General features: G+C 55.3%; 7 protein-coding genes and 2 pseudogenes. 6 read left to right on the top strand and 3 right to left on the bottom strand.

All coding sequences use genetic code 11. The features are described from left to right. Positions 1 to 522: 522 nt before the first annotated feature. Both FT726_RS12420 and FT726_RS12415 read left to right on the top strand, forming a co-directional pair. Entirely contained in the window at positions 523 to 1,545 is a 1,023-nt protein-coding gene (locus tag FT726_RS12420) for a tyrosine-type recombinase/integrase (protein ID WP_346302858.1), read from the top strand. Between the two features lie 506 nt (positions 1,546 to 2,051). Continuing rightward, positions 2,052 to 3,128: a diguanylate cyclase gene (locus FT726_RS12415; RefSeq protein WP_346302857.1), complete on the top strand. Its 1,077-nt coding sequence runs from the start codon at positions 2,052 to 2,054 to the stop codon at positions 3,126 to 3,128. A 387-nt stretch (positions 3,129 to 3,515) separates the two neighbouring features. On the opposite strand, the pseudogene FT726_RS12410 reads toward FT726_RS12415, so the two are convergent. After that, positions 3,516 to 3,779: pseudogene (locus FT726_RS12410) on the bottom strand (MCP four helix bundle domain-containing protein); the annotation flags it as partial. Positions 3,780 to 4,029: 250 nt separating this feature from the next. On the opposite strand from FT726_RS12410, the gene FT726_RS12405 reads away from it, so the two are divergent. Continuing rightward, the gene (locus FT726_RS12405; RefSeq protein WP_346302856.1) at positions 4,030 to 4,200 is read left to right on the top strand and encodes a hypothetical protein; all 171 of its coding nucleotides are present in this window, start codon (positions 4,030 to 4,032) and stop codon (positions 4,198 to 4,200) included. A 300-nt stretch (positions 4,201 to 4,500) separates the two neighbouring features. Here FT726_RS12405 and FT726_RS12400 read toward each other — a convergent pair whose 3' ends face one another. Then, the gene (locus FT726_RS12400; protein ID WP_346302855.1) at positions 4,501 to 4,695 is read right to left on the bottom strand and encodes a host cell division inhibitor Icd-like protein; all 195 of its coding nucleotides are present in this window, start codon (positions 4,693 to 4,695) and stop codon (positions 4,501 to 4,503) included. 270 nt (positions 4,696 to 4,965) lie between these two features. On the opposite strand from FT726_RS12400, the gene FT726_RS12395 reads away from it, so the two are divergent. Then, positions 4,966 to 5,094: a hypothetical protein gene (locus FT726_RS12395; protein ID WP_346302854.1), complete on the top strand. Its 129-nt coding sequence runs from the start codon at positions 4,966 to 4,968 to the stop codon at positions 5,092 to 5,094. A gap of 246 nt (positions 5,095 to 5,340) precedes the next feature. On the opposite strand, the gene dsr1 is transcribed toward FT726_RS12395, so the two are convergent. Beyond that, complete coding sequence (gene dsr1, locus FT726_RS12390; protein ID WP_346302853.1) at positions 5,341 to 9,156, bottom strand: anti-phage defense-associated sirtuin Dsr1; 3,816 nt, start codon at positions 9,154 to 9,156, stop codon at positions 5,341 to 5,343. A 533-nt stretch (positions 9,157 to 9,689) separates the two neighbouring features. Here dsr1 and FT726_RS12385 point away from each other — a divergent pair. Then, positions 9,690 to 11,168, top strand: coding sequence for a SulP family inorganic anion transporter (locus FT726_RS12385; RefSeq protein WP_346302852.1), 1,479 nt, complete (start codon positions 9,690 to 9,692; stop codon positions 11,166 to 11,168). Positions 11,169 to 11,186: 18 nt separating this feature from the next. Further along, positions 11,187 to 12,014 (top strand): annotated as a pseudogene (locus tag FT726_RS12380) (universal stress protein). Positions 12,015 to 12,128 lie beyond the last annotated feature (114 nt).

The following is a 12,128-nucleotide window of genomic DNA, read 5'->3' as shown; positions in this document are numbered from 1 at the left end:
ATAATATAAAAGCCAATCAATTTTGGCTTTTAATTGATTTTTAATCATGCTTGCATATCACTCAATTTATTTCAGATAACATCTTTGTTTACGAATCGACTCTAAGTTTCTATAAAGTTAATATGACCTAATTAAAATCATACAAACACTCTTTAGTTGTGGCCTCAATTAAATTTAGTCTTTCGTGTTGTTGCCATCTTTTTAATGGTGAGACACGCTCTTTTTTTACAAGTCAGACTCTATTTAAAATTCTAACTTTACATAATGAGCGTATTGTCCATCAGCGCTAGGGATTGGCTCGTACTCGCTATAGAGCGTGTGATCACCCAAAATCCTAACCTTATATAATAGGGTTTATATGAAGCTGGGATCCGTCCGAGGATCCGGGTATGATGGGGATCCGGCCTGTACGGGCTCAGGGCGAACATTAATGCGGCAGCGCTGCGTGAAATCTGCAGGGGTAAGTCCCTGCTTTATTCTCAGAATTCACGTAGCGACGCCAGGCGGACAATCGGCGGAAACATGACATATTCGGCACTCCTGCCGGGCCTGACCGGCCCGGAGGACGGCGACATTACCGGGCGGCTGCGCGAGTTCGTCAGCGATCGGGAAGCCTTCTCTGACAACACCTGGCAGCAGCTGCTCAGCGTGATGCGCATTGCCGGCCGCTGGGCGGCGGAGCACGGCCGGGTGCTGCTGCCGATGGCGCCGGCCGATCTGCGCGATTACCTGCTTTGGCTGCAGGCGTCCGGTCGTGCCTCTTCCACCATCAGCACGCACGCCGCGCTCATTTCCATGTTACACCGTAACGCCGGACTGATGCCGCCCAACGCCTCGCCGCTGGTGTTCCGGGCGGTGAAGAAGATCAACCGCACCGCCGTTATCGCCGGCGAGCGTGCCGGTCAGGCCATTCCCTTCCGCCTGCACAACCTGCTCTCGCTCGACGCGTGCTGGTCAGTTTCCGATCGCCTGCAGCAGCGGCGCGACCTGGCGTTTCTGCACGTGGCTTACGCCACCCTGCTGCGCATCAGCGAACTGGGCCGGCTGCGGGTGCGTGACGTCTCGCGCGCGGCGGACGGCCGGGTGATCCTGGACGTCGCCTGGACCAAAACCATTGTGATGACCGGGGGGCTTATTAAGGCCCTAGGCGACCTCTCCTCGCAGCGGCTTACGGAGTGGCTGACGCTTTCCGGGCTGGCCGGCGAGCCCGACGCCTTCATCTTCGGTCCGGTTCACCGCTCGAACCGGGCAGCCGCTGCGACTGAAAAGCCGCTTTCCGCCCGGGCGCTGGAGGATATTTTTGCCCGCGCCTGGCAGGAAGCCGGCGATGCCGGCACTGTGCGGCCGAATAAAAACCGCTACCGCGCCTGGTCCGGTCACAGCGCCCGGGTCGGCGCCGCCATCGACATGGCCACGAAGAAATACAGTACCGCGCAAATCATGCAGGAAGGAACCTGGAAAAAGCCGGAAACGGTGATGCGCTATATCCGCCACGTTGACGCGCACGCGGGGGCAATGATCGATCTGATGAAGCAGCACGTCTGATCCACGGCACCGGATGCTGCAGTGACAGCTGATGAGCCTGAAAAATACAGTCAGGCTGCATTTCCTCCTTAACACTGTGAGCGACCGGGATGCCCTAATAAGGGCAATGGGGGCGGTGCCGACAGAGCAGGTTTTCGCAGGGCGTCACCAGGTCAATGCCGGCTTCCTGCACTACTCCATAAGGCCCGGACGCCCCGCTGATTTTTCCCCGCAAGAGCCGGTCCGGCCTTTTGATTCGTATCACTCCTGCCTTTTTTATGAGACTTCGCTTCACCACATCCATGAATTCGGGGAACACTTCACTGCCAGCGTTCAGCCCCGGCATGTGCTGAGTCCACTGCCTTCACAGGTTACCTGAACGAGGCAGTATTTCCGGTTATGGCTGAGCCATTATCTGAACATTTTTTTATTTTTTATCAGATGGTTAAGTTGAGTTGAAAAGTAAGTGGTGCCGGTGGATCTTTTTCGGTAAAAAATAGATTCCGCCTTCTTCAGAATTCACGACAATGCCTTACTACTCCCCAGAGAACAGCCATCTCGCGCAGCGTTCCGGACGCTTTGTTCGTCGTATGTTCATGATGCGACAGTTAGGCACCACACTATGTTTTTTCCCGATTCTTTCTGTATTAATGGAAATGGATCGTAGCCTGACGTTTACCATCCTGCTGTCAGTGAACGCTTTTATCTGGCCATGGCTGGCCTATCGCCGCGCGCTGCGCGCCAATGACGCCACCACTGCGGAAAAGCAGAACCTGACCCTTGACGCTGCGTTTGGTGGCATCTGGGTAGCCCTGATGGCGCTGAGCCCTTTCCCCTCGTTTATCATAATGGCGGTGCTGGCGTCCGATCGATACGCCGCCGGCGGTTCAGCGCAACTCATCGCCTCTGTGCGGGCATTTGTGTGTGCTTCTGGAGTGGTGTGGCTGATGAATGGTCTGGAGCTGAATATGACCTTCAGTATGCGTACTGTCTGGCTGAGCATTCCGTTGTCGACATGCTACTTACTGGCGCTAAGCGTCACTTCGTACAATCTTACCTGGCGGTTGCGTCAGCGTAACCGCGAGTTGGAGCGTATCGCGTTAATGGATCCCGGGCTGGAAATTCCAAACAGGCGCATGTTCGAACGCTGCCTTGAGAAAGCATTTCTCAGTTCGCGCCGCGGCGATAGCTCCGGATACCTGATGCTGCTGGATATTGATAATTTCAAAGCAGTTAACGACAACTGGGGCCATGAAGCAGGAGACTTCCTGTTAGCTGAGATCTCCGCCGTTCTGCGGCAGCACGCGGGCATGCAGGACACGCCGGCACGCTTTGGCGGAGATGAACTGGGCGTCATTTTGTATCATGCCTGCAACGAATCTGCAGTGGCGATGGCCAGAATCTTACAGGACAAAATCCTGCAGATACGTTTACCCGCTTCGGATGATTTTCGTTGTACGGTAAGCATTGGCATCGCTTCAGCCACTGAGGCTGAAACCATAAACCAGTGGTTTCACAATGCGGATGAGGCTCTGTATGAAGTAAAACGGGCCGGGCGCAATGGCGTGCGCTTATGGCAGCCAGCCTGGCAGGCTGGGAGTTGAAATATTTTTATACCGGGAATGAAGTCGCTTCACGGATCCATGCGCATACGGTGGCAGGGTAAGAGCGCTTTTAATCCCATATCCGGTTAAAATGTGTAGCGGGTCGATTCAGAAAAACTCAGTTCTGCAGTGCTCTTTTAATCATTATGGTTTTTATTGCCAGCAATATGCTGCACAGCTGACTTAACCACCCCGTGCTGCACCTCAGCCCTCCCTCCCCTGATATCAGGCACGACAGCCGCAGCTTTCCTTGACGTATCATCAGCAACGACTACTATGGAGAAATACTCTAACAAGACCTGCGTTTTGTGACCCCATTCAATCCGCGCGTAAGCGCGGTTCTTTTTTCATCAGGCAGAGAGTCGTTCGTCTTCAATGTCAGTGTTCAGCCTTTTGCTTCTGAAGTCGCTCCCACTCCGGCTTCATGGCCTCGGGTTCACTGAGCAAAGCCATATTACGAACCGCAATGCCCATATCCCTCAGTCCACCGCGCATGTCCAGTACCAGCTGGTACTTTTTCATTTTGACGTTGACTGCGTCGTCCATGCCGTCACTGGCATGATCCAGCGCGTTCAATGCGATGCCCGTGCAGAGGATAAAGAGCAAAATAAGCAGACCGAAGCCTGATGCAAGCCGGGTAGATATTCTCATCGTTATTCTCAATAAATTAAGGAAGTGATAGTGAATGATAAAAGTGTTATCGGCAGCTTTGAGGAAAAATGGAACGGATTTAAGTCTGCGAGTTCCAACGACTGCCGGCTGAGGTGTCTTAACACTTATGACCGGCCATCATGGTGATTCCGCCACACCATAAAAGTCAGGGCACACGAAAAGATTTGTATATTCACTGCACAAATCCGTTTCACTGCCGAATTATCCTTCAGCAGAGAGGAGAGCGCTGATGAAGCATGATAAGGTCGACGGTGAATTACCGGTGCAACTCGCAAGCAACGATAACAGTGAGGGAACAGGCACACTGCACGTTGAACAGAATAATGACTGGCTTGCAGAGCTGGAACTCGAGATGGAGGCGATGGAAAAAAAATGGCCTGGCGCAGGTAATCTTTACTGAATCGCAGATGCAAAATCCGGAAGGATTTTGCATCTGCGCACAAAATCCAGCGCGTTAAAAGTCACTGTAACATGCCCAGAAACAGCAGGGGCAGCCCTGTTTTTACCGGGAGTACACGACTGCACCATCACGCCTGTTACTGATGCGTTATGTCAGGCCATTTGCCCCCGGCGCGACGCCGTTTTAACCTGAACGATTTCTTTTACTTTCCAGAATGCTGCACCCGAAAACGTCACGGATACGTGACGCACCTCTGTAGGGCCGTGCAGCAAATGAATGGCAACTCAGGAATTCACGGACTTACCCATGCTCCCCTTCATCTGCAGGATGCTGCCCCGTGAAAGAAAGGATAAAGTATGGGGACAGAATACGACGGGCTTCCTGTTCTGAATCCGCATCAATACAAAGTCGGAACGGGGGAGCGGACCGGTCCTCGCGTGAGACAGCCAGAAAGCGGTACTGGTACTTAGGGCGCGTCTGGGTAGGTTTGTTCATAACCACAACGGTTGCTCCGGTTAACGGTCGGACAATTGGCCTGATGGCGATGGCCATACCTGCAAGCGTCACTGTTTTGAATCACATATACTGCGTTAATGGTATCGACTCTCTGGAATAAAATCACCCCAGTTATCACCACCCGCTAGAGTCAAAAAAATCAGACGACGTTGCTGATTCGAACAGGACTGAAATACTGCGGTCTAACAATGACAACTGGTGCAAATCGATGCTGGTTTCCACGGTATTGAAAACATCAGGCGTTAGCACATGCGTGATATTGATGACGGTGTATCGCACAGAAAAGCCACTGGGATGAACATCCAGCACCCGACAGAGCAGGCGAACAGGCCAGCAACGGGTGTTGTCACGGATAAAGACGTACTTCAGTCGGACTGAATCGCAACTGTTTCTTCAGTCACTTTTGTATGAGCAGTCCACAAAAGTGCCAGCTTCTGCTCCTCGCTCACAGCGGACATTGATGAGCATGCAGGTCTGCTCGTCCCCACAAGTAGACTTTTAACGCCGTAAATCACCGTTAGACAAAAGTTGCATTGCGAGACACGAGCGGCAAAGCTTTTAGTTGTCCCGTGCATATTTGCCTTGTCATGCCACGCTGCTCTCGAGGATCGACGCCCGTCACTTTCACAATCCGCGCCTTCGAAAATAATCTTTTAGTCGTTGGTAACGAACATCTTGCCCAAGCTGCGTATCAGCTTGCACGATTTGATCCAGGCATTGCCCCAAATCTCGGGGCCCCCACTGTTGATCGGCGATTACGGCATTCAGCAGGGCCAATGCATCTGCTGGATACCTGCTGCACATACCTGATTCGTTTAAAAGGTGAACGACATAGTCCGGGTGTTCGATTGGTTGCAGCCAGTCCTGCGTCATGTTTAAAGCCGCCGGGAATTCACCGCGGGCGGCAATCACCATGCGAGTCAAAGACTCGGAGATGCGCGGGGTGGCCAGGTTTCGGGATTTTGGCCAGATCTGTTGCCAGAATGGCTGGGCGCGGTTTTTCCAATAGTCCTCAGTCTGATCGGCCGCACCTTCAAGTGCCTGATAGAGCGCTTGCGCGGATTCCTCCAGACCTTCTTGTGGAAGCGCACCAATCGCAGATCGGAACTCCTCCACTGTGTATCCCCCGGTCGGGCCCAATGCTGCGTAAGTCAGGAAGGTCGCGAATTGCTGGCGGTGCTGGCCAAGATCAGAATAGTGGTTTGCGCTCTCCAGGAACTGCGACTTGAAGGCTTCAAGTAACGGCGGGTACAGACGCGGCGACCAGAGGAAGCCCTCCCACACGGCTTTTGCTTCGACGGTATCGTTCCAGCCAAACAAGGGCAACAGGTGCCGTTCAGTCCAAGGGCGATCTACGCGGAAAAATGCGATCAGCCGGGAACCCAGCAGCACCCGTCCATAGCGGAATTGATCTATCTGCGTGTTGCACAGTGTGGTGAAGATGGGCTTCAAATCGGCAGGAAGCAGATCGTTGTCATTCGGGTTCTGCTTGAACCACAGGTTGACTAGTGTTTGCGTGACATGTCCAATGGGATGGTTGATCGCCGAGCCGACAGGGTCCTTGGTCTCGATTCCGTGAGGCTCTGATCCTTTATTGAGCGCCAGGACGCGGCAGCAAAGATTCAGCAGGATTTTCTCATGGATGCTGATGGACTTAGAGGCCACCTCCATCCACCAAGTGACAGCGTGGTTAATCTCCTTAAGTACTGCATCTGGCATAGTCTGCACCAGCGGTGCGGCGTACCGCCAAGTGCGTAATACCATCCCATCTTCGGCCCAGGTCTGCAGAGCGTCACGCCAGCGGCCCGTAGGCCATATACCATCCTGTGATAACTCACATAACGCGGACAGACTGTGAAAAAAGCGCGTGCGGCAAACGTCACGCCACGTGTTTTCATAGAAAGGTTGCCGTTCTGGGATTGGCTTTGCGAGCCATTGCACCAGTTCCTGCCGCTTACGGGGCGCAATGTCGACATCCCGGCTGTCCTCGAACTCTGGATCACCTGTGCCACTCATCCAGTGAGAGAACTCATCACTTTCGTTGCCTGCCAGTTGCCATTGCGTGTGGGCAGTAGATATTTCTGTCAGGCATGCAGCTGCAGATGCACCCAAAACAAGGCCTGATGTGCTGAGCTTGGCCAGATGCAGCCAGACAGAATGTTCCACCTTGTTTTGCCAATGTTCTGCTTCCAGGTCATCCCGGTACATCTCGCGCGGAGGTCCCACCAGAATGGCTGCTTCCAGACGGTCTTGTGTAGTTCCTGACAAATGGTGCGCCTGCAAAACAAACAGCCTGAATACCTCGCGTCTGGTCTCTATGGACCACAGCCACCACGAGTTTTCTGTCAGTAGCCAGTTTACCCACCGTTCGGGCGGTATGCAGTCGTCCTGGCTCGCGGCAAACAAGGCCAGACGTTTAAAGGTGGGGTATGGTAACTCAAACCAATTCAGCGCGATGCGCGTAGCATGAGCGCTGTCGTTGGAGCGAACGGCCAGCCATGCATCACGCAGCAATTCAATCAGGCTCACCCAGTCGCGGAACCCACGGTTCTGCCAGTGCTGAGTAATGGACGGCAGATCCCAATGCGAGCGGTCGCGACGTTCGTCGGCCTCTCCCAACTCCCGCAGCAGATCCAGTGCATCACGTAACAACTGCTGGAATTCATCCAGCAGGAGCGGCAAAGCCGATTTCCATGACTTGTCGGCATGGTCGAGTAGAGTTGAATGCACGTGATCGGCGGCCAACTCAAGCTCATAGTCAACAAGTTGCTTGATTCGCAGGGACTCAGCGATGCTGCCCGAATCGTCGTCGCTCCAGCGAAACGGCTTCTTCAACACCACCATGGGAGCAAGTAACACGCGTAACTCTAGGCGCAATGTGCTGGTCAAGCCCTCGCGCTTCATACGGCGTTGCCAGCGATACAGGTCGAGGTGACGCCATGAAGATTTCACACGACCACTGAGCAGAAGCCGCCACAATGTGGACATATGGGGACCGGGAATGGCCTTGGGGGAATGCAAAAGAATTTCATCCCGCTCGGAGGTCTTACTATCCCGTACCAGCGCAGCGAAGCGATCCAGTTCGTGTTCGATCATCCAAGACCAACGGTCGTGCAGTTGCCCGCCGCATTTTGCAATCCAGATGATCAGCCTTGGATCGTCCAGATAGCGGACCAGCCAGCGGGCTAATTGGAACATCACATCATCCCACTGGCTAACGCTGACGCCTCCTGAGGCCAGCAGGATCTGCGGAGCGCGCTCATAGGGCGCAGGCCGACGGATCAGGCTGAACCGAAGTTTTGTGTCGACCTCTGTGTGTGGAGGCACATTGAAACGCGGCAAATCGCTGTACTGAAAGCGTTCGTCCGAGAAAGCTTCCAACAGCCACTGCAGCGACGGGGCAGGATTGAGCTCCGCAAAGCGTTTTGCCGGTAAACCTGATTTATCTGATAAGGCCCATAGCATCCGGCCCACAAAATCATCCTGCCGTGTGCTGTCCTGCGGACGGGCCAGAGCATGTTTGACGACGATGGCTTCTTTACCCTGCACACCGTCGCGATAAGTATCTGCCCAGGCGTGTAACGTCTGGTGCAGCGATGAATGATCGTGAGTGCCCGCGGGTACGGTGTAAAGGATGGGTGTGACCCCCTTAGCCTCCCACTCAACGGTATTCCGGTGCTCCTGCCCCGGCTCACATTCACCCAGTGCCCATGCTTGCGGCGTGACTTCACCGAGCATCCGATCGGCCGCCAGCGCATCCATCATGTAGCGCAGTACCGGATCGTTAATACTGTAGCCTACGAAGCAGACTACGTAGTTACGAAACAACTCGCTTACGAAGCGGGCTGCCCAGCGCTCCGTTAGGTAGGCCAGACCAAAGTCGCCGCTGGTGACCACCAGACGATCCAGGGCGGTATTGTCCGTCTTCACCGGCAGCAGGCCATGCAAATAGACCAGACCATCCCAGCGGCTATTTTTCGGAACGGGCAGCATCGGCGCTGCGTACTCCTGGAACGCCTGGCCCGTGCGTTTGGCTGCCACATGAAAGATGCGGTCAAAGTTGGTAGTGACCAATCGAACTGTACCCTCGCGACTGCGTGACAGGCGCAATAGAGCCGCTTGGGTATCGGTAGCCCCTTGGCGACGGAGCTTTGGCTTCAGGGTTTCGACCAGCGCGCGGCGAACGGCCACACGCTGCCCCGGCAAGCGTCGCTCCAGCAGGTCCAGTGTGGCGTCGAATTGCTCGCGCTCGAAGGCCTCACGCTCAATTTCCGAAAGTGTTGTGCCGTTCAGGCGGTAAATCTGCTCCACCAACCCCTTGAACCCCGGCAAACCGGCAGGGTAGGAAATTCCTGCTCCGCAGAAAAATACCACGCGGCCTTCCTCGTGCGCCTGCAAAAGTGCATCCGGAATGTCAGGGCCATGGGTAATGAATTGCATTACTTTTCTTCCTATCCAATGTGTATGTTCATTTGAGCAAATGAGGGTTCGGGGTCTAACAGCTGATTATACCGACCGTGCAAGCTACTCTAGCTTGTAAGGTTACTAAGTCCAACGTCTGCTGTTCGCTCACAGCGGACCTTCAGGTCAGTAAGCTTGTCCAGTTGGTGCCAGTAGCAGACGTTAGCAGTAGCGCCTTTTTGATCTCTTCCCTGCCAATGATCTGCATGGTGAAACATTGATCTCTTTTTGCTTTCGTTTATAGTTAAGCCCCTGTTCTGACAAGATCAGGCTTCGCTGTCAGCGCACTTTCACAAGATTTCGCTGGCATAATTCAGTCCTGAAGGCACCTTTTGCCATAAGGGAGAATTTAAAAACCATGCGTCTTACGCCACCCTGAGTCGTAACCCTCCCCTGTCGCACTGAGTAACCCCAGTCGCGCACTCAAAAACATCCCGTCTGCGGATGAGCTGTTTCGTATCTGAAATTTTTGCCCTCACGGGCTGACTGTATTCAAAATCTGAGAAATTACTATGCTGCTGTCCTCGACGCGTAAGGACTGGCTGGGCAACGTCCGTGGTGACGTGCTCGCCGGTACTGTCGTCGCGCTCGCGCTTATTCCTGAAGCGATCGCGTTTTCCATCATTGCCGGAGTAGACCCGCAGGTCGGCCTCTACTCGGCGTTCTGTATTCCCGTGGTGATGGCCATTTTTGGCGGACGCCCCGCCATGATTTCATCCGCGACCGGCGCCATGGCGCTGCTGATGATAACCCTGGTGAAAGACCACGGCCTTCAGTATCTGCTTGCTGCCTCCGTGCTGACCGGGGTCATCCAGCTGATAGCCGGCTACCTGAAGCTCGGCAGTCTGATGCGCTACGTGTCGCGCTCGGTCGTAACGGGCTTCGTCAACGCGCTGGCCATTCTGATTTTCATGGCGCAGCTTCCAGAGCTGACCAACGTGACCTGGCACGTGTATGCGCTCACCGCCGCCGGTCTGGCAATCATTTACCTCTTTCCGTACCTCAATAAAACCATTCCCTCTCCGCTGGTCTGCATCGTGGTGCTGACCGCCATCTCCATGTGGCTGCACCTGGACGTGCGCACCGTGGGCGACATGGGCAAACTGCCTGACAGCCTGCCGGTATTCCTCATTCCGGCCATTCCGCTGAACCTGGATACGTTGATGATTATCCTGCCTTATTCTTCCGGCCTTGCCGTGGTGGGACTGCTGGAATCCATGATGACCGCCACTATTGTGGACGACATGACTGATACGCCGAGCGATAGAAACCGCGAGTGCAAGGCGCAGGGTATCGCCAACGTCTGCACGGCGTTTATCGGCGGCATGGCGGGCTGCGCCATGATTGGTCAGTCGGTGATTAACGTAAAGTCCGGCGGGCGCGGGCGGCTCTCCACCCTGACTGCCGGACTGGTGCTGCTCTGCCTGATTATCTCCCTCCGTGACCAGGTATCGCAGATCCCGATGGCGGCGCTGGTCGCGGTCATGATCATGGTCTCCATCGGCACCTTCTCCTGGCGCTCCATTACCGACCTGCGCCGCCATCCGCTGTCGACCAGCGTGGTCATGCTGGCGACCGTGGTCGTGGTGGTGGCCACCGACAATCTGGCCTTCGGCGTGCTGACCGGGGTGCTGATTGCCTCGCTTAACTTTGCCACTAAAGTGGCGCGCTTCATGACTGTCAAATCGTCCCTGGAGGGCGAGACCCGGACCTATACCGTCACCGGCCAGGTCTTTTATGCCTCCGCCGATCGCTTTATGAGCCATTTCGACTTCCGCGAAGCAGCAGAGCGCGTGGTCATTGACGTCACGCATGCCCACTTCTGGGACATCACCTCCGTGAGCGCGCTGGACAGGGCGGTAATCAAGTTCCGCCGCGAAGGCACAGAGGTAGAAATACCGGGCATGAACGACGCCACCCGCACCCTCGTTGACCGCTTCGGCGTGCATGACAAGCCGGAAGAAGCGGAAAAACTGATGGGCGGTCACTAACTGACAGGAGATTCAGCTATGAACAATACCGTTGTGGCCTGCGTGGACGGTTCGCCGTCAACCGGGCCGGTCTGTGACTACGCGGCGTGGGCCGCCGCCGGCCTTTCCGCGCCGCTGGCCCTGCTGCACGTGCTGGAAAAAGACGGTCATCCTGCCGTCTCTGACCTGAGCGGGAGCATTGGCATCGACAGTAAAGAGCTGCTGACCGAAGAGCTTGTGCGCGTGGAGGGTGAGCGCAGCCGCCTGCTCATGGCACATGGGTAAAGCTATTCTGGCCGGTTGCGCGGAGCGGCTGTCCCGTGCGGGAGTTCCGGAAGTGCGCCAGCTACAGATGCACGGCGCGCTGGATGAAATTCTTGCCGGGCTGGATGACGTGAGGCTGATGGTACTCGGCCGGCGCGGCACGGCACATACCGTGGGCGGCCATCTGGAAAGCATCATCCGCCTGCAGAAAGAGCCAGTACTGGTCGTGCGGGAAACATTCAGAGTGCCATCCCGGGTGCTCTTCGCCCGGGACAGTAGCGAGGCCAGCCGCAGAAACCGCCCCGGCTGTTCGTGAACCCGCTGCTTCGGGGCCTGACCAGCCACGTTATGATGGTGAATGGCGATGATGCTTCACTCCGCGATGCGCAGCATATCCTGCAGGCGGCCGGCATTAATGCAGAGTCCCGGATAATTCAGGATGAATCCGTCCCGCGCGGGCTGTGCCGTTACGCGGAGGAGAACGACATGGACCTGATCGTGATGGGGGCCTGGGGACACTCCCGGCTGCGCCGGTTCTTTATCGGCAGCCACACCACGGCGATGCTGACTGAAAACTGCCATCCCCTGCTGATGATGCGATAATCATCTGCCTTCATCATCGTTTTTTCTCCAATTCCTTTAAATCCCGCTATCCATATCCCTGTGCTCCTGCTCTGTTGGGTTTTCCCGCCTGCCATCCGGAACCGGAACGTTCAG

It is taken from the genome of Pantoea sp. Morm, assembly GCF_016643525.1.
In the GTDB taxonomy this organism is placed as follows: Bacteria; Pseudomonadota; Gammaproteobacteria; order Enterobacterales; family Enterobacteriaceae; genus Pantoea; species Pantoea dispersa.
This window is presented reverse-complemented; position numbering and strand designations above follow the sequence as displayed.